Origin of the sequence: Flavobacterium psychrophilum, from assembly GCA_001708385.1 — a bacterium.
GTDB lineage: Bacteria > Bacteroidota > Bacteroidia > Flavobacteriales > Flavobacteriaceae > Flavobacterium > Flavobacterium psychrophilum_A.
The window spans coordinates 2,857,424-2,876,691 of the sequence record CP012388.1; the positions used below are offsets into that span (position 1 = coordinate 2,857,424).

18 protein-coding genes are annotated in these 19,268 nt (G+C 40.4%); 11 read left to right on the plus strand and 7 right to left on the minus strand.

Features of this window, described 5'->3' with window-relative positions:
* Positions 1 to 45: 45 nt before the first annotated feature.
* The 6 genes from ALW18_12450 to ALW18_12475 all read left to right on the plus strand — a co-directional run bounded on the left by ALW18_12450 (position 46) and on the right by ALW18_12475 (position 8,252).
* Entirely contained in the window at positions 46 to 1,683 is a 1,638-nt protein-coding gene (locus ALW18_12450) for a hypothetical protein (protein ID AOE53260.1), read from the plus strand.
* A gap of 170 nt (positions 1,684 to 1,853) precedes the next feature.
* Complete coding sequence (locus tag ALW18_12455; GenBank protein ID AOE53261.1) at positions 1,854 to 4,070, plus strand: glycosyl hydrolase family 3; 2,217 nt, start codon at positions 1,854 to 1,856, stop codon at positions 4,068 to 4,070.
* A gap of 70 nt (positions 4,071 to 4,140) precedes the next feature.
* Complete coding sequence (locus tag ALW18_12460; GenBank protein AOE53262.1) at positions 4,141 to 4,791, plus strand: hypothetical protein; 651 nt, start codon at positions 4,141 to 4,143, stop codon at positions 4,789 to 4,791.
* Between the two features lie 3 nt (positions 4,792 to 4,794).
* Positions 4,795 to 5,850, plus strand: a complete 1,056-nt coding sequence (locus ALW18_12465) for an acyltransferase (GenBank protein AOE53263.1) — start codon at positions 4,795 to 4,797, stop codon at positions 5,848 to 5,850.
* A 507-nt stretch (positions 5,851 to 6,357) separates the two neighbouring features.
* A complete protein-coding gene (locus ALW18_12470; protein ID AOE54403.1) occupies positions 6,358 to 7,062 on the plus strand; it encodes a hypothetical protein in 705 nt (234 codons plus the stop codon).
* 263 nt (positions 7,063 to 7,325) lie between these two features.
* Positions 7,326 to 8,252 (plus strand): hypothetical protein, encoded by a 927-nt coding sequence (locus ALW18_12475; protein AOE53264.1) that lies wholly within the window; start codon positions 7,326 to 7,328, stop codon positions 8,250 to 8,252.
* Between the two features lie 151 nt (positions 8,253 to 8,403).
* Here ALW18_12475 and ALW18_12480 read toward each other — a convergent pair whose 3' ends face one another.
* Both ALW18_12480 and ALW18_12485 read right to left on the minus strand, forming a co-directional pair.
* The gene (locus ALW18_12480; GenBank protein ID AOE53265.1) at positions 8,404 to 8,613 is read right to left on the minus strand and encodes a hypothetical protein; all 210 of its coding nucleotides are present in this window, start codon (positions 8,611 to 8,613) and stop codon (positions 8,404 to 8,406) included.
* A gap of 231 nt (positions 8,614 to 8,844) precedes the next feature.
* Positions 8,845 to 10,980 (minus strand): peptidase S46, encoded by a 2,136-nt coding sequence (locus tag ALW18_12485; GenBank protein AOE53266.1) that lies wholly within the window; start codon positions 10,978 to 10,980, stop codon positions 8,845 to 8,847.
* A gap of 93 nt (positions 10,981 to 11,073) precedes the next feature.
* Between ALW18_12485 and ALW18_12490 the strand changes: the two genes are divergently transcribed.
* Complete coding sequence (locus tag ALW18_12490; protein AOE53267.1) at positions 11,074 to 11,646, plus strand: cyclic nucleotide-binding protein; 573 nt, start codon at positions 11,074 to 11,076, stop codon at positions 11,644 to 11,646.
* Positions 11,647 to 11,748: 102 nt separating this feature from the next.
* Positions 11,749 to 12,183 carry a hypothetical protein gene (locus ALW18_12495; GenBank protein AOE54404.1) on the plus strand — a complete coding sequence of 145 codons (435 nt, stop codon included), beginning with the start codon at positions 11,749 to 11,751 and terminating at the stop codon, positions 12,181 to 12,183.
* A gap of 99 nt (positions 12,184 to 12,282) precedes the next feature.
* On the opposite strand, the gene ALW18_12500 is transcribed toward ALW18_12495, so the two are convergent.
* Both ALW18_12500 and ALW18_12505 read right to left on the minus strand, forming a co-directional pair.
* Positions 12,283 to 13,296, minus strand: coding sequence for a UDP-galactose-4-epimerase (locus ALW18_12500; GenBank protein AOE53268.1), 1,014 nt, complete (start codon positions 13,294 to 13,296; stop codon positions 12,283 to 12,285).
* Positions 13,297 to 13,389: 93 nt separating this feature from the next.
* Positions 13,390 to 14,520, minus strand: coding sequence for a transcriptional regulator (locus ALW18_12505; GenBank protein AOE53269.1), 1,131 nt, complete (start codon positions 14,518 to 14,520; stop codon positions 13,390 to 13,392).
* Positions 14,521 to 14,621: 101 nt separating this feature from the next.
* Here ALW18_12505 and ALW18_12510 point away from each other — a divergent pair, with 101 nt between their 5' ends.
* Positions 14,622 to 15,851, plus strand: a complete 1,230-nt coding sequence (locus tag ALW18_12510; GenBank protein AOE53270.1) for a 3-deoxy-D-manno-octulosonic acid transferase — start codon at positions 14,622 to 14,624, stop codon at positions 15,849 to 15,851.
* Complete coding sequence (locus ALW18_12515; protein AOE53271.1) at positions 15,851 to 16,300, plus strand: GCN5 family acetyltransferase; 450 nt, start codon at positions 15,851 to 15,853, stop codon at positions 16,298 to 16,300. Before ALW18_12510 ends, ALW18_12515 begins: the two co-directional genes overlap by 1 nt.
* Here the strand turns inward: ALW18_12515 and ALW18_12520 are convergent, their stop codons facing one another.
* Both ALW18_12520 and ALW18_12525 read right to left on the minus strand, forming a co-directional pair.
* Positions 16,301 to 16,483, minus strand: a complete 183-nt coding sequence (locus ALW18_12520; protein ID AOE53272.1) for a hypothetical protein — start codon at positions 16,481 to 16,483, stop codon at positions 16,301 to 16,303.
* A 210-nt stretch (positions 16,484 to 16,693) separates the two neighbouring features.
* The gene (locus tag ALW18_12525) at positions 16,694 to 17,578 is read right to left on the minus strand and encodes an ACP S-malonyltransferase (GenBank protein ID AOE53273.1); all 885 of its coding nucleotides are present in this window, start codon (positions 17,576 to 17,578) and stop codon (positions 16,694 to 16,696) included.
* Positions 17,579 to 17,948: 370 nt separating this feature from the next.
* Here ALW18_12525 and ALW18_12530 point away from each other — a divergent pair, with 370 nt between their 5' ends.
* On the plus strand, positions 17,949 to 18,230 hold the full coding sequence (locus tag ALW18_12530) for a hypothetical protein (protein AOE53274.1): 282 nt from the start codon (positions 17,949 to 17,951) through the stop codon (positions 18,228 to 18,230).
* A 55-nt stretch (positions 18,231 to 18,285) separates the two neighbouring features.
* Here ALW18_12530 and ALW18_12535 read toward each other — a convergent pair whose 3' ends face one another.
* Positions 18,286 to 19,236, minus strand: coding sequence for a hypothetical protein (locus ALW18_12535; GenBank protein ID AOE53275.1), 951 nt, complete (start codon positions 19,234 to 19,236; stop codon positions 18,286 to 18,288).
* Positions 19,237 to 19,268: the final 32 nt, after the last annotated feature.

The window sequence follows — 19,268 nt, forward strand, 5'->3', positions numbered from 1 at the left end:
TTATTTCTCCCACTACCTCACTACATTTGCCTTTTAATGCTCCTCGTGAAAAAACTACTTTTTATACTGTTCCTCTTTTTTGGTACAATAGCCGCTGCCCAAAACAGCCGTGCTATTTTTGCCGAACTAAATGCTGCCATAAAAAACAAAAAGGAATATTCGAAAAAAAGGGAACAGCGTATAAGCGGACTTAAAAAAATCAACGAAAGCGGGCTTCCTTCGCTGCAGGAATACCAGGTGAATAAAAGCCTGTATAAAGAATACCGTAAGTTTAAGTTAGATTCGGCTATATTCTATGTGCAGCGCAATCTTGCCATTGCGGCCTCGCAAAAAAATGCAGCATTGCAGGACGAGGCAAATATCCAGCTTGCAAACCTGTATTCGTCTTCTGGTAAATTCAGGGAAGCCGAAAGTATCTTTAAAAACATCAGTAGCAAAAGACTTCCTGCATCGCTTCTTCCGGAGTTTTATGAATTCTACAGTCAGTTTTTTGAACATTACGCTACCAACAGCTATAACGAAGATTATTTTAAAAGCATAGCAATCTACAGGGATTCACTGCTGAGAGTGCTTAATCCATCATCTGTAAAATATAAGATCGTACAGGCGCAGAAAGACATCTACAATAAAAAGTTAGACAAGGCAGAAAGAGACCTGCTGCAGTTGCTGAATACTTCTGAAGAAAAAAATGCCGACTATGCGATGTTTGCTTATCTGTTGGGTGATATTTATGGTACTCAGGGCAAAGCAGAACTCCAGAAAGATTATTTTGCCATCTCGGCAACTGCTGATATAAAGAATGCTATTAAAGACAATGCGGCGATTCAGAATCTTGCATTGTTATATTATGAAGAGGGCGATATAGATAACGCTTATAAATTCACCAAATCGGCTATTGAGGATGCTATCTTTTGCAATGTAAAGTTCAGGACGTTACAGATGTCAGAACTGTATTCCATTATCAACACAACGTATCTTGATAAAGAAGCGAAGAGCAAAAGCCAGTTGCAGTTGTATCTTGTCCTGATCAGCATCCTTTCGCTATTCCTTATTATTGCCATTGTATATGTATACAAACAAATGAAAAAGGTATCGCGCATTAAGGAAGAACTGGCTGTAACCGGGCAAAAGCTTGCAGAACTAAATGCCGATATTACCAATGCTAATGCGCAGTTACACGAAAGCAATACACAGCTGTGGGAATCCAATCACATAAAGGAGGAATACATTGCACATTTCTTCGATCTGTGCTCTACGTATATTAACAAACTGGAGGATTATCGCAAATCGCTTAACCGTAAAGCGAATGATAAGCAGATGGACGAATTGTTCAAAATGCTTAAATCGACCACAGTAGTGGATAACGAGATCGACGAATTGTATAAAACCTTTGATACTATCTTTGTTAACCTGTATCCTACCTTTGTTAAAGATTTCAACGCGCTTCTTGTTCCCGAGGAGCAGGTGACCGTTAAACAGGGCGAACTGCTAAATACCGAACTGCGTATTTTTGCACTGGTTCGTTTGGGTATTACCGACAGCATAAAGATCGCTGCATTTCTTCGATACTCACTTAGTACTATTTACAACTACCGCACTAAGGCCAGGAACAAGGCCGCTGTTTCCCGCGACGATTTTGAAATTATGGTTTCAAAAATCGGTATAATGGCTTCTAAAAGCTAAATTTCCCTTTTTATTTTACTACTTTTTTTGGGTGTCAGTATATGTTTAATATATTGATATTCAGTGTTTTTTTGTTTATGATTCACTACTTTTTTTGGTGTAGAAATTCTGCGTGTACTATAACGTTATAGTTTTACAAAAAAAATAAGATCACTTTAAAATATACAAACATGCTTAAAAAGTTTAGAGTAATTGTTATATCTCTTTTGTTGGGTTCATCCGGGATGCAGGCGCAAACCACTGTGCCTGTTTACCTGGATGATAATAAACCTATTAAAGACAGGGTAGAAGATGCCCTTGCTAAAATGACCCTTGAAGAAAAGATAGCCATGATACATGCGCAGTCTAAATTCAGCTCGCCGGGCGTACCAAGATTGGGCATCCCTGAAAACTGGATGACCGACGGCCCTCATGGGATACGCCCTGAGGTAATGTGGGACGAATGGTCTCAGGCAGCGTGGACAAATGATTCCTGTATTGCTTTTCCTGCCCTTACGGCGCTTTCAGCAACATGGAACAGGGATTTAGCGAAACTTTACGGAAAGTCGCTTGGTGAAGAAGCTCGCTATCGAAACAAAAATGTACTGTTAGGCCCGGGTGTAAACATTTACCGTAGTCCGCTTAACGGAAGGAATTTTGAGTACATGGGCGAAGATCCGTTTCTTACATCAAAAATGGTGGTGCCGTATATTCAGGGTGTACAGTCTAACGGTGTAGCCGCTTGCGTAAAGCATTTTGCGCTGAACAATCAGGAAACCAATCGCCATAGCGTAAATGTGGTTGTTAGTGACCGCGCACTGTACGAAATTTACCTGCCGGCTTTTAAAGCGGCGGTTCAGGAAGGGCAAACGTGGACGATAATGGGGGCTTATAATAAATACAAAGGGCAGCAGGCTTGCCATAACGAATACCTGCTTAACGATATCCTTAGGGGTAAGTGGGGTTTTGAAGGTGCTGTTGTAGCCGACTGGGGTGGAACACACGATACCAAACAGGCTATTTATAACGGACTCGATATGGAGTTTGGCAGCTGGACCGACGGTCTTGCGTGGGGTAAAAGTAACGCTTATGATAGTTATTACCTGGCGGTGCCCTACCTGAAGATGATTAAAGATGGTGAAGTTGGTACTAAAGAGCTTGATGATAAAGTGCGACGCATACTTCGATTATCTTTCCTTACAACAATGAACAAAAACAGGCCGTGGGGTTCTTTTGGTACCGAGGAGCATGCGCTTGCGAGCCGCAAGATCGCTGAGGAAGGTATTGTGCTGCTTCAGAATAAAAACAACATATTGCCTATCAACCTGGCGAAGACTAAAAAAATCGCTGTTATTGGTGAGAATGCTATTAAAATGATGACTGTTGGTGGTGGAAGTTCTTCATTGAAAGTGAAGTATGAGATATCTCCGCTTGACGGATTGAAAAAACGAATTGGTAATCAGGCTGAGGTGGTGTACGCACGTGGTTATGTAGGCGATGCAAGTGGCGATTATAATGGTGTGGTTTCGGGTCAGAATCTTGCTGACAGCCGTTCTGCTCAGGAGCTAAAAGCCGAAGCTTTAAAGGCAGCTAAGGATGCCGACATCGTAATTTTTGTGGGCGGATTGAATAAAAGCGATTTTCAGGATAGTGAAGGTAACGACCGTAAAGGTTTAGAGCTTCCGTACAACCAGAACGAACTGATTACAGAGCTGGCTAAAGTAAATAAGAATCTGGTGTATGTAAATGTATCGGGTAATGCAGTGGCTATGCCGTGGATAAACCAGGTGCCGGGTATTGTTCAGGGATGGTTTTTAGGCACAGAAGCCGGTACGGCATTGGCTTCGGTGTTGGTGGGCGATGTAAATCCGTCGGGTAAACTTACGTTTACCTTTCCTGTAAAGCTTGCCGATAATGCTGCGCATTCTGTTGGGCAGTTTCCGGGTGGTGATGAGGTTGAATATACCGAAGGCTTATTTGTAGGTTACCGTTGGGCAGACAAGCAAAACATAAAACCGTTATTCCCTTTTGGGCATGGGTTAAGCTATACTACGTTTGCCTACGGAAAAGTAACTTCCGACAAAAAAGCAATGACAGCAGGAGATAAAATAACCTTCTCTGTTAAAGTAAAAAACGCAGGCAAGCGGGACGGGCAGGAAATAGTTCAGCTGTATATAAACGATGTAAAATCATCATTAGAGCGTCCTCTAAAAGAGCTGAAAGGTTTCGAAAAAGTAACTCTTAAAGCGGGCGAAGAAAAAACGGTAACCTTTACTCTCGATAAATCGGCATTAAGCTTTTTTGACGACAAAAAACATGACTGGGTTGCAGAGCCCGGCGATTTTGAAGCGATCATCGGGGCATCATCTTCAGATATCAAATCGAAAGTAAAATTCATATTAAAATAAAGAATATATTTACAAATACAAGGGTTGTAGCTGTTGTTGCAGCCCTTTTTTCAATCAACCACCAAACACTATGAAGAAATTTTTTATTGGGATAGTTTCGCTACTGTCCCTGCAAGCAGCCTTGGCGCAAAGCCTCGAAAAAATGCAATGGTTTAACGAGCCTGCAAAATGGGAAATTAAAAACAATGCACTAACCATGCAGGTTACCCCAAAAAGCGACTACTGGCGCATATCGCACTATGGCTTTACGGTAGATGATGCTCCGTTTTATTACACTACCTATGGCGGTGAATTTGAAGCTAAAGTAAAGATCACAGGCGCATACAAAGTCCGTTTTGACCAGATGGGGCTCATGCTTCGCATCGACGAAAAGAACTATATAAAAACAGGTGTGGAATTCGTAGACGGTAAATTTAATATCAGCACTGTTGTAACACATGATAAAAGCGACTGGAGCGTAACTACCCTTGATAAAGCACCGCCATTTGTATGGATAAAAGTAGTACGCAGGCTGGATGCTGTTGAGGTGTTCTACTCGTATGATGATAAGACCTATGTTATGACCCGTAACGCGCCACTACAGGACAATACTCCGGTGATGGTGGGGCTTATGGCTGCCTGCCCGGATGGAAACGGCTTTGAGGCTAAATTTGAGAATTTCACAGTGAAGCACCTTCCGGACCAAAGAAGGCTTGAGTGGTTAAAAAATCATCAGGAATAGCAGATGAAGCCGCATTACCCAATTCTTGATGGCCTGCGCGGAACAGCAGCCATTCTGGTTGTTATCTTCCATCTGATTGAGGCAATTTACCCCGATGTAAACATCCACCCCATGCACCACGCCTTTTTAGCGGTCGATTTTTTCTTCTTGCTATCGGGGTTTGTAGTTGGTTATGCTTATGATGACCGCTGGGAAAGAATGACTATAAAAGACTTTTTTAAGATACGCCTGGTACGGTTGCATCCGTTGGTAATTGTTAGTTCGCTTATTGCCGGTGCCTGTATATTGCTTGATCCATATACGGAGAGTGTACAGAAATTTAGTTTTCTGCAAGTGACGGGCATAACCCTGCTTGCAATGACATTACTACCGGTGCCCGATGTGAGGGGTTGGAATGAAACACACTCTATCAACGGGCCATTCTGGTCGCTGTTGCAGGAATACATAGCCAACCTTGTATATGCTGTTATCGGCAGGAAGCTAAACAGGACAGCCTTATGGATACTCGTGATTATATGTGCCATAGCACTGACAATAACGGCTTCGTGGCGTGGCAATCTTGGTACGGGCTGGGGCTTTGATACCTTCTGGATAGCCTTTGTCAGGATGATGTTCCCGTTTTTTGCGGGTCTATTGCTTTTCCGTACAGGGAAGCTTATCAGGATTAAAAATGCTTATTTGTGGTGTTCGGTAGCCCTAACCGTGTTGTTCTGCCTGCCTACCTTCAGGTTCAACGGTTTGTACGAAGCAGCTGTTATTATTTTTGCTTTCCCCCTTATCGTTGCGGCGGGAGCAGGGGGTAGCATAAACGGAAAACGGGCGAAACTTTGTAAGTTCTCCGGCGATATTTCGTATCCTATTTACATACTGCATTACCCTTTCATCTACATTTATACATCGTGGATATATGCCGAAAAACCGGATACCATAACTATATGGTATGTCGCTATAGGTCTGAGTATATTCTTTGTACTTTTGGCGTATGCCGTGCTTAAGCTATATGATGAGCCAGTAAGGAAATGGCTGAAAGATAAATTTATTACAAGAAGAACAGTATAACAAACCTACTCTTACAAAATGCCGCTAAAGATTTGCTTAGCGGCATTTTTTTGTTTACAGCATTCATATTTAACATTTTTGGGCATACTAATTGTTTATATTACAACGTTGTAATATGCTAAAGTATAGCTGTTTATTTTGTGTTTAATTTTAAAAGGGCATTTTGTTCCGTTTCATTTTTTAACATTCGGCGAAAGCCAAATCTTTATTATCCCTACTATATAACAAAACAAATTGAGGCTGTTGGGCTGTTGTCTGATTTTGATGCAGCGTAATAATGCCAAGGAATGCATGTGTGTGGAATAGTTTAATTTATATGGAACTAGAATGAGAATAAGAGGATTTTTGTTATCGGTTGTTTTGGGTATATCTTCATTTGCCGCAATGGCACAAACCGATTCGCTTTCGGAACCAAAAGATAAGGTACGTTTTAAAGAATTTAATATCCCGGCAGTAAAGGCCAAAGATTCTGTTGCGTCTAAGCAGCGTCACGATCCACCCAAATCGCTGCAACAGGCTGTTGCCGAAAACAAGCAGAAGGATTCGCTGGTACTGCAATCTAAGGCAAAACCCGGTTTTATCCGAAAAACTGTTTTACCGGTATCTATGATAGCGGTTGGAGTTTTAATAAGCAAAAGTGCTTTTGAGCGTTCTGTAAAAAACGAGGTGCAGGATGCCTTGGGTAATAACTTTCACACCAAGATTGACGACTACACCCGCTATGCACCTATAGTGCAGTTGTATGCTGCCGATGCTTTTGGCGTAAAAGCTAAAAACCATTGGTTTGACCAGACAAAAAACCTGGCTATATCATACATTATTACCGATTTTGTAATTAATTCATTAAAGGACAATGTACATAAAATACGCCCTGATGTTGAAATGGGAGACGGGTCGTTTCCATCAGCGCACACAGCCCAGGCTTTTACAACGGCAGCGGTATTGTATGAGGAGTTTAAAGATACAAGTCCGTTATTAGCATACAGCGGATATGCCTTTGCTACTGCTACCGGTACAATGCGTATTATGAACAATGCACATTGGTTTAGCGATGTCGTTGTAGGAGCCGGAATTGGTATACTGGTAACTAAGCTGGTATATATGCTGGATCCGATTATCAAGTGGAACCCGTTTAAAAAGAAGAAAGATATAACCATTCTACCCCAAATTGCGGGCAACGGATATGGTGTGTACGTAGGGTATAAGTTTTAGAAAAAAATATATAGAATGAATGCCGCTCTTAATGAGTGGCTTTTTGTTTTTTGGTAAAAAGTAATGGGTACCATATTTAATATTTATATAATTATTTATGATGTAAAAAATTCGTCTAAATATTTAATATTCGTAACGTTAGCCTGATAATTTTAAAATGATTTGGGAGGCTGTACTTAACATACGTTGCTGTCCTTTGTTTACAATGATTATTTAAACAATAGCAAACGGTAAAATAAGTCCAATCAACTAAATCAATCTAAATGAAAAAAAATGTACTAAAAGTATTGGGAGCTTTCTCTCTACTATTATTTATCCAGTGTTCAGATGCGTCGCTTGAAGAAGTCGATGAAGTAGTATTTAATACTAAGGCAAAAGCGGTTGTGAATGTAAATCCTTTCCTTAACTGTGGGTGCAGCGAAAGCAGCACAAAAATTACAGGTAACGATGCTGCAAACTGGGCGTCTAAATTTGCGCCGCTTGTGAAGTTTGACCGTGCCGCACCGGATTACCCTACGTCTGTAGAGGATGTCTGGGCAAGTTCTAACCCTTCGGCTATTAACTGTGGTTCAACCCTTGCGTTAACAAATGCAGTGTCGCCATCGGCACCAAATTTTCCGACATATTATGACGTGCAGCAGCACCCTTCTGACGCCGATAAGGTATTTATAGATTACTGGTTTACCTACAAACGCCAGGAACCTTGCGCAGCAGGGCAGGGTGGTCATGATTACGACTGGGAACATGTAGTTATACAGTTTAAAAAATCAACGCAGAGAATCGTTACTGTTACTTATTTTCAGCATGGTGGCTGGTACACTAAAGACTGGAGGAATGTAGCAGCAGGAACAAGGCTTGTTGCTTTTGTTGGTAAAAAAGCACATGGAATGTACCACGATTCGCGTTCAAGCAGTTTCTTTGGTTTTGAGTGTACCTATTATGGCGATTACAGGAATCCGGCGGATGCAGGTGATGAATTTGGCGCTTGGAACAACCTGTTACAGATGAGCTGCGAGAAAACCGAATTTAATTTTAGCGGTACATGGGGAGCTTCGGGTAAAGGGCCTCTGTTCCGTGACCGCGGTTACTGGAATTTTGCAGGCTGTAAAGGTTCTGACGGTCTTTTTGGTACCGATGGATGCAGTGCATCTGATTTTGCAGTAGGAACGATACTGGGTAGTATCAATTAATAAAAATAACCGTTTGCTATTGTTATTAAGCTACTCTTAAGGAGTGGCTTTTTTTATGCTTCGGATAAATGCAAAATGATGTAAAAAAGAAAAGCTTCCGCATTGCGGAAGCTTTCAATACTTTAACTAGTGTTACTAGCCTTGCAAATTCTTAGTGAGCAGGAGCAGTAGTAGTTGTAGTAGTTGAATCTACAGTAGTAGTTGTAGCAGAATCAGCAACTGGTGCAGTTTCTTCAACTGGAGCAGTTTCAGTTTCTGTAGTTACTTCTGTTTCTGTAGTTTCAGTTTCTTTAGCTGCATCTTTACAAGAAACAACGCTCATCATAGCTACTAGTGCTAGGCTTAAAACAACTTTTTTCATCTTACTAAATTATAAAGGTTAATTATTAATTCGGAGCAAAGATATAAATTTTTTGATATCACAAAATATTTCGTGCAAAATTTTTTATAAATCTTTTTCCCTTTAAAATCAATGGTTTGCGGGCATCGTATTGCATTTTGACATTAGGTTTTTTCTGTACATGCCCGCATGATATTCTTAAGACAGCTTTTTGATATTTGCACTCCGTTTTTTTAACGTAAAAATAGGGAGTTATTTACCTACAACTTTCATCTCGTCTACCAAGTGTTTTGCCCCGGCATACTTATCTATTATAAATAAAACATAGCGCATATCTACCATAATGTTACGGCAAATAGACGGGTCGTAATGAATGTCGCTCATCGTTCCTTCCCAAACACGGTCAAAGTTTAAACCTATAAGGTTTCCTTTTGCGTCTATAGCAGGGCTTCCTGAGTTACCGCCGGTAGTATGGTTAGTACCAATAAAGCAGACAGGCATTTTGCCTTTGTCGGCATAAGGACCATAATCTTTAGCATTGTAAAGGTCTATCAGCTTTTGAGGCACATCAAATTCATAATCGCCCGGCACATATTTTTCCATCACACCATCAAGGTAGGTAACAGGCTTGTAGTACGTAGCATCTTTAGGCTCATAGCCATTTACCTTACCGTATGTAACACGCAGGGTGCTGTTAGCATCGGGGAAAATGCGTGCATCTTTCGGGCTCAGTTCTAATATGCCTTTCATATACGTACGCTGTAAAGCAGCGATCCTTAAATTGATCTCATCATGTTTAGGCGCAACGTTTGCCAGATAGGCATCGGTCATAGCTTTTATAAGCTTATAGCCTTTATCCTGGTTAAGGCGTGCAATAACGGTTTTTGCATCGCCTTCAAGCAATGCTTTTACACCGCTGTATGAAGTTAGTTTAGACTGTCCGTATACTTCGGTAGTCATTCCTTTAAAATCAGTGGTGTTCAGCTCTTTCGGAAGAAACTGCTTAGGTGATTTGGTAGCGTAAAGTTCTATAAGCTGCTCGAATATTTTTTCATCAACATTTTTGTTGAAATCCTTATACGTTTCTTCAAGGCTGGCAATAGTGTTGTTACGCCTGTCGTTAAATGATTGCTCGCCACGTGCATTGAAGATTTGCTCCAACTGGTATAACCTATAACCTACCGTAAGAAGTTCTGTATTACGAAGGGCAACTTCGGTAAAGTAATCCCTGCTTAATGCATAGGGTGCAATCTCGGTATAATTCTTTTCGAAATCAGCGATCAGGTTTCCGTACTCTGCCTGTTTGCCGGCTTTGGCGACTTTAGCAAGGAAATCTTTTTCGAATGCTCTTTTTATAGCAATAGCATTTGTTTTTTTAAGGCCCAGTGTTTCGCCTATCCATTTTTTCCAGTAGTTGGCAATGCTTGCATATTTGGCAGCATACTGAATTTTAATGGCCTGGTCTTTACGCATAAAGCCGTCGGCAACTTTAAGGGCCGCTTCCCTGATCTCTATTTTAGCCGGGTTAAGGCTGTTCACGATCTGGTCTACCGCAACAGCAGGAAGGTACTCTGTAGTCCTGCCCGGGTAACCAAATACAAGTGTAAAATCATTCTCTTTAACACCGTCTATAGATACAGGGAAGAAGTGTTTTGGAGTATACGGCACGTTGTCTTTAGAATATTTTGCCGGTTTGTTGTCTTTACCCGCATAGATGCGGAAAAGCGAAAAATCGCCTGTATGCCTTGGCCAAACCCAGTTGTCGGTATCCGATCCGAATTTACCAATTGATGATGGCGGTGCACCTACAAGGCGAACGTCTTCAAAAGTTTCGGTCACAAAACGCATGTACTGGTTGCCTTCGTAAAATGTACGTATGCTGTTACCCTGCCACGATTCTTTAGGAAGCGTGTTGGTAAGGCGCGTAATGTTTTCCTGTATTTTTTTCTGTTTGTCTTTTTCGTTTGTAAGTGTAACCACGCCTTCAAGAACCTGGCTGGTTACATCTTCAATTCGTACAATAAAAGTAACCTCAAGATCCGGGTTTGGCAGCTCTTCGGCAAGGCTCATCGCCCAAAATCCGTTAGCAAGGTAATCGTGGTCTACAGTAGAATGGGATTGTATCTCGCCAAAACCACAGTGGTGGTTGGTAAGCAATAATCCTTTTGAAGAGATAACCTCCGATGTACACCCGCCGTTAAATTGCGGTACAGCATCTTTAAGGCTCGAATTGTTTACATCATAAATGTCGGCAGCGGTCATTTTCATGCCCAGGCTTTTCATTTCTTTTTCATTCATTCCCTTAAGCAGGGAAGGTATCCACATACCGCCTTGCTGCGCATAGGCAGGCAGGACAAGTAATAAGACAAGCAGTCGTAATAATCTCATATCTTGATTGTATAATTATTTTAGCGTTGCGCAAGTTACACAATATTTATAAAAGGGTGTAATTTGTATCTTCGCCTATATATACTTAGTGTTATGTTCGATGCAATTGTTACACATATACGAAAACATGTTAGCCTTACCGATGCCGAAGCCGATGTCTTAACCTCATTGCTTACGGTAAGGGATGTAAAAAAGAAAGAGCATTTGCTTGAAAGCGGGACGGTATGCCATGAGAATTATTTTATATTAAACGGCTGCTTCAGGATGTACCTCATCACTACCAAAGGCGTACAGCAGGTGATACAATTCGGAATCGAAGACTGGTGGATAACAGACTACGCCAGTTATAAAAGCGGGCTTCCATCTGGTTATTGTATACAGGCTACAGAGAAAGCCACAGTTATTGTTCTTGATAAAAAGGATGAGGAAGAAATGTTTTCAAAGCTTCCGCAGATGGAACGTTACTTTAGGCATGTGGCAGAAAAGGCCTATTCGGCTCAGCTAATGCGTATTCATTATATTTTTAACCTTACGGGAGAGGAGCAGTACCATCTCATGAATAAAAAGTATCCGTGGTTTGTGCAGCGTGTGCCTCAATATATGCTGGCTTCTTTTTTAGGCATTACGCCCGAATTTTTAAGTAAGCTCCGCGCTAAAAAAGAATAATTTTAAAGGAATTTCATTTCTTAATCTACTTTAAGTTTTTTGAGGGTTAGTTGATGGAAATTTGTCATGTACAAATCACATAACAAATTAAAAACTAATATCATGGAAAAGCGAATGAACTTTTTTAAAACAGAACCGGAAGGGTATAATGCAATGCTTGCAATCTCTAAATACCTTGAAGGAACAGAACTTACCAATATACATAAAGAACTTATTAAGATAAGGGCTTCTCAAATAAATGGCTGTGCTTTCTGTCTTGATATGCACACTAAAGATGCAAAAAAATATGGCGAGACAGAACAACGCATCTATACCGTAAGTGCCTGGAGGGACACTCCTTTCTTTACGAAAGAAGAACAGGCTATACTTGCCTTAACCGAAGAAGTTACGCTTATCTCTAACCATGTTTCTGATAAAACCTATAATGAGGCGGTAGCTGTTCTTGGCGAAAAATATACTGCGCAGGTTATTATGACGGTTATTGTAATTAACGGCTGGAATCGTATTGCCATCACCACGGGTATGATGCCGGTGTAATACGTTGACTAGTTATAAAACAAAAAAATCCGAAGCATAAGCTTCGGATTCTTTGTTATTTATGAGACTGTTTATTGAACACTATTTACTGTGAACTAACTAGCTCCTTATTTTTTGCTCCCATTTCCATGCAGAAGCAAGAGCATCTTCTAAAGAAAGCTGAGATTTCCAACCTAATACATTGTTTGCTTTTTCGGTATCGGCATAAGCTTCTGTAACGTCACCGGGGCGTTTGTCTACAATTTTGTAGTTAAGTTTCTGACCGCTTACTTTCTCAAAAGCATTAATAACTTCAAGAACAGAGCTTCCCGTACCAGTTCCCAGGTTAAATACCTCCACTTTTTCAAGGTTAGCTTTTTTAACCAGTCGCTGTAATGCTGTTACGTGTGCTTTGGCAAGATCTACCACGTGAATGTAATCACGAACACATGTACCGTCTGCTGTTGGGTAGTCGTCACCAAAAACAGATAGTTCTTTGCGTAATCCCATTGCTGTTTGCGTAATAAACGGTACCAGGTTTTGAGGAGTGCCTTTTGGCAGCTCACCAATGTTTACCGACTCATGAGCCCCAACGGGGTTAAAGTAGCGTAAAAGTATTGCGTTAATGCCGCTTACATTGGCTACATCTTTTATGATTTCCTCTCCAATCTGTTTCGTGTTTCCGTACGGAGACATAGCAGGCTGTATCGGTGCATTTTCTGTAATTGGCATTGTTTCGGCTTGTCCGTAAACGGTACATGACGAACTGAATATAAAGTGTGCTTGAGGTTTGCTTTGCATTTCCTGTAATAAGTACACTAATGTGCCAAGGTTGTTTTCGTAATATAATAATGGGTTTTCAACACTTTCTCCCACAGCTTTAGACGCTGCAAAGTGAATTATACCCGATACATCGCTGTATTTTTTAAAGAACTCCTTAACGCTCGCTTTCTCGCGAAGGTCTATTTGTTCAAAATCAGGTTTTTTGCCTGTAATAGCTTCAATGCCTTTAAGAACATCAATAGAAGAGTTCGAAAGGTCGTCGATCACAACTACGTCAAAGCCTTCGTTCTGAAGCTCAACTACAGTGTGCGAACCGATAAAGCCAAGGCCGCCTGTTACAAGAATTTTCATAATATGTTTTTTGGTTGATTATTGGTTGCCGGTTGTTAGTTGTCGGTTGATGGCAACTTCTGTCCAGCAACTGTTAACGAACAATTCTTAACTTTATTTCAGAAACTCTAAAATGCTGTCGGTAATAAATTTAATCTGCTCATCATCCAGTTCAGTGTGCATTGGCAGCGATATAACTTCTTTTACCAATTGATTGGTAACCGGAAAATCAGCCTCGTTGTAACGTGCATCGGCGTATGCCTTCTGACTGTGAAGCGGAATAGGGTAATAAATAGCACACGGAATACCTTTGTCTAGAAGGTGCTGCATAAGTCCGTCCCTGTCAGCATTAAGTATACGTAATGTATACTGGTGGAACACGTGGCTGTCCCTGTCGCCTTTAATTACCGGAGTAACAATGTTAGCGTGGCCTGCAAGAGCATCACTATATTTCTGGGCAGCTGTTTGCCTTGCGTCGTTATAAGTATCAAGGTTTGGAAGTTTTGCATTAAGCACTGCTGCCTGAATACTGTCTAACCTCGAGTTAACGCCTACAACATCGTGGTGGTAGCGAACATACATACCGTGGTTTACAATACCTCTAAGTTTGTGTGCAAGATCATCATCATTTGTAAAAATTGCACCACCATCGCCATAGCAGCCAAGGTTTTTAGATGGAAAGAAAGAGGTTGAAGCCACATGGCCTATAACACCTGCTTTTTTCTTAGAACCATCTGCATATTTATAATCGGCACCAATAGCCTGTGCGTTATCTTCAATAACATAAAGGTTGTGCTCTGTGGCAAGTGCCATAATAGCTTCCATATCGGCAGCCTGCCCAAAAAGGTGAACGGGAACAATTGCTTTTGTTTTTGGCGTTATAGCTTTTTTGATCGCTTCAACAGAAATGTTGAAAGTATCCGGCTCAACATCAACTAAAACCGGAGTAAGCTGAAGCAACGCAATAACCTCAACGGTAGCAGCAAAAGTAAAGTCGGCTGTAATAACCTCATCGCCCGGTTTAAGGTCAAGGCCCATCATAGCAATCTGAAGCGCATCGGTTCCGTTTGCACACGGAATTACGTGTTTTGCATCAAGATAGGTTTCAAGGTTTTTCTGGAAACTGTGTACCTGTGGTCCGTTAATATATGCTGTGGTATCTAAAACTTCCTGAATGGAAGCATTTACTGTATCTTTAATCTGGTCGTACTGACTTTTCAGGTCAACCATTTGGATTTTCTTCATTTGTGCAGAAATTATTAATCAACGCAAAACTACTAATTTAATGACTGCCTGCCAATGAAAATGGCATAAAGTATGTAATTTAGCACCTCAATTTTAAGCCTATGTTTTTTCTATATAACATCCTTACTCTAATTGCCAAATCTGTACTGAATATAGTAGCACTTTTTAGCCCCAAGATCAGGCTTTTTGTTGATGGCAGAAAGACAGTTTTTGCCACTTTACAAGAAAAAATTAAACCGGGTGATAAGACTATTTGGTTTCACGCTGCATCGCTTGGCGAATATGAACAGGGGCTTCCGGTTATGGAAAAAGTCAGGGCACTGCACCCCGATCATAAAATTGTAGTTACCTTTTTTTCGCCTTCGGGATACGAGGTGCGTAAAAATGCCACCACTGCCGACGTAATTGTATACCTGCCAATGGATACCATTGCCAACGCCAAAAAGTTTGTGGCAATGGTAAATCCGCAAAAGGTGTTTTTTATTAAGTATGAGTTCTGGCCTAACTATCTTAATGAGCTTAAAAAAGCAGATGTCCCTGTGTATCTTATTTCGGGACTGTTCAGGGAAAGCCAGATGTTCTTTAAGTGGTACGGCGGTTTTTACAGAAAGGCGTTAAAAACATTCACACACTTTTTTGTGCAGTATGAAAGTTCTAAAATGCTGCTGCATAAAATTGGATTTACGAATGTAACTATAAGCGGCGATACCCGTTACGACCGTGTTAGCGAAATATTGGAACGCGATAACACCCTGTCATTTATTGAAGAATTTAAAAATGATAAAGTAACCGTTGTATTTGGTAGTTCATGGCCCAAAGATGAAGCGATGTTTGCCGATTTTATAAATACAGCAGTCGATACAAAATTCATTATTGCGCCACATACCATTGGAGCAGATCATATTGCTGATATCAAAAATAGCCTGAGTAAAAAAGTGGTACTGTTCTCTGAAAAAGAAGGTAAAAACCTTGCAGAATATGATGTGCTTATTATCAACATTATTGGGATACTGACCAAAATTTACAGCTACGCCGATGTGGCTTATGTTGGCGGCGGTTTTGGTACTGCCGGTCTGCACAATATATTAGAACCCGCTGCTTTTGGTGTGCCAATCATTATTGGGCCTAATCACCAGAAATTCCCCGAGGCTGTGGCTTTGGTAAGTATGGGAGGCTGCCTTGCAGTGAAAGATAAAGCTGAAATGAATGATGCCCTTTCATCGCTTGTGTATAACGACGATTATAGATGGGAAACTGGCCACGTAGCCGATACTTTTGTGCGCATGAACCGTGGTGCTGTAAATATTATACTTAAAAATATTGAAGACTAATGGAAGCTGTGTTTAAACCTATAGAAGCCCAAGATATTCCGGTAGTGATCGCTATGATGGAAGAATTTTACGCGATAGATAATTATCCGATTGATGCTGATGTATCACGCGGACTTATGCATGAATTTCTTGAGAATGATTCTTTGGGAAGGGGATGGGTTATATTAAAAGAAAATGAGCCTGTTGGATATGTGATAATGACGTTTGTATTCTCGTTTGAATACAAAGGTAGAATTGCTTTTCTGGATGAATTATTTATTTCAGAAAAGGCACGCGGACTCGGTTTTGGAAAGCAGGCACTAGATTTTGTAACCAAACAAGCCAGGTCTTTATCGGTAAAGATAATTTACCTTGAAATAGAAGGACATAATACTGTAGCCCAAAAGCTATACCTCTCTAAAGGATATGAAATACATAACCGTGGGCTGATGAAGCTTATGGTGAAGTAATTATAAATTAAACTTCTCTTTGCAAACGTGTTCTTTTACTGTTACAATATTGCCATCGGCATCGGTAACCTGTTTAGTTATATCTGAACATTCTTTATGATCGTTTGTTACATTAACAAAGATAGCAGCACCCGTTATGGCAAAGGCGACTATTGCGATAAGGAAAAAGATCTTAATTTTCATAACGATAAGGTTTTAACCTAAAGGTAGAAAATAAAAATCCCTAATCACATTTGTGTTAGGGATTTTTTATGAGTGCTGTTTTATTCTGACTAAGAAAAATTTTTAATCTTTATTATAAGATTTCTCAATTCCGCTGCGCTTCATTTGAAATTACAAAACGTTGCGCACTGAATACTGATTACTGCAAATGTCTACTGAACACTGCGACTGCTAACTTAAAACTGCAGCTGCTGTCTGTGCTTCAGGAGCAATTTTCTTTACAAGCCCCTGTAGTACATTACCCGGGCCAACTTCTGTAAACAATGTAGCGCCATCGGCAACCATGTTCTGAACAGACTGTGTCCATTTTACAGGAGCAGTAAGCTGTATGATCAGGTTTTGTTTAATTTCGTCCGGAGATGTAACCGCGCTTGCAGGCACGTTTTGGTACACAGGGCAAACCGGTGTGCTGAATGTTGTTTTTTCTATAGCTGCTGCAAGTTCTTCGCGTGCAGGTTCCATCATTGGTGAGTGAAAAGCACCACCTACCGGTAATATAAGAGCACGTTTTGCACCTGCTTCTTTCATGGCAACACATGCTTTTTCAACGGCTGCAGTTTCTCCCGAAATTACAAGCTGACCCGGGCAGTTATAGTTTGCCGGTACAACAACGCCATCAATAGTTGCACATACATCTTCCACTACTTTATCTTCAAGGCCTAGTACTGCAGCCATTGTAGATGGCGTTATCTCACATGCTTTTTGCATAGCAAGGGCACGTTGCGATACCAGTTTTAATCCGTCTTCAAAAGTAAGTGCGCCTGCAGCAACAAGTGCAGAGAATTCGCCTAATGAGTGTCCGGCTACCATCTCGGGCTTAAAATCGTCACCTAAAGTTTTTGCCAGTATAACCGAATGTAAAAATACTGCCGGCTGAGTAACTTTGGTTTCTTTTAGTTCTTCGGCAGTGCCTTCAAACATAATATCGGTAATGCGGAAACCTAAAATTTCGTTCGCTTTTTCAAATAGTTCTTTTGCCTGGGCCGATTTTTCGTAAAGGTCTTTGCCCATTCCTGTAAACTGGGCACCTTGTCCCGGAAATACATATGCTTTCATATTATAGGTATTTGTTTCTGTTTTGTTTGCTCCGCAAAAATAAGGATTTTTTGCGATTACCAGTCGCTGATATTTTTAGGTAACATTGCTTATTGTGTTGCGGTTGATATTTAACACAATAATTAACATATTGGCTTATTGCAGTATAATTTATAATTTCTACTTTTGAAAGACCTTATTAAAGCCCACAGGGTTTTCCTAAAAATATTTTTTAATTAAATCCCACCAATTCGGAGGGATTTTTTTTGTTAATTATTTTACAAAATGCTTACATGTAATCGTGTAGCTAATCTATCTTTACAGTACCAAAAAACATATAGTCTAACGTACCATCTGCTCCTAATTTGTGATGGTCAAAAGTATTTTTGTTATGTCTGATTTTGATAAATTTTCGCTTAAATGTAACTATTCATGGTCTGATGCGGATAAAGCAAACAGATATGAAAATAGTAGGGCTGATGATGTTATTAATACCAATAACGGTTATCAGGTGCTGGACTTTATAAATCATTTTATGGAAGTAGCCGGGCACAGATCGCTGGAGTCTTTTAACAGGGTTGAAAAAATGGTAAAGAGGGAACTTCCCGAAAACTTTACTACCAGAAAAGAAATTGAAAGCTGGTTAAGCAAGAACATGTACAAAAGGGTGTAAAAAAAAGCCGCCCCCTTTCGGGAACGGCTCAACACTTAACAGTATATGAACAAAACTAAAGCACAAAGTAAGCATTCTTAACGGGTTGAATATGGTGCAGTTTGTCATCTGTGGGTACTGCCTCATCTTCGAACTCGTTACGGTATTCGTTAACCATTTGCATAAGATTTCTTTCTATATTATTAGAGATAGATATCATTGGTGTATCTGTAGGCCTGTTCTCAAACGGATCCTGCAGGTGTATAGCCATTTTCTCGATAAGAAAACATGCAGCAGCAATAGTTGCTATAACAGGAATCTGCATCCATCCTAAGTAATCTGTAAGTCCAAACGGCAATAACAAGATAAACAGGAACAATGTAAAACGTATGTACATGCTGTAGGTAGTAGGGAATATTGTATTCTTGATACGTTCGCATTTACCCATCCAGTCACACAATCTTGTTAACGTATTGTCTAACTCTACCTGTTGGTAGGTGTTTATTTTTCCCTGGTCTTTTGCTTTTTTTATTTCTTTAGCGTGGAGCATAAGGATTGCATTAGGTACATGTTTATGGTTCTTTACGAAACGCAACTCTTTCTCTGACAGTAACGTCTGTATTGGCTTTATTGGATCTTTACCTCTTAAAGACTGGGCAAGGCTATAGCACCACGCCGACTGCCTTTTTGCAAAACCTTCTTTAAATTCATTTGCTTCTACAGAAAAGGTTGGATCATCGTAAAAGGTAATGATCTGACGTAATAGCGATCGAGAATCATTTACTATTGCACCCCATACAATGCGGGCTTCCCACCAACGGTCATACGCCTGGTTCGATTTAAACGCCAGTAGCAGCGATATAATAGTACCTATAATAGTAGGTACTGCGATAGGTATGTTTATAGAGATGGCATGGTAAAAGTGGTGAATTATCTCAAATCCTATTGTGTACACTATAACCAGCGCAAGCTCAACCTTAATTTTTCCAAGCACATATTTTAGCGGTATTCTTTTCTTTAATAGCATAATCTTTTCATTTTAATTTAAACGGAATCACT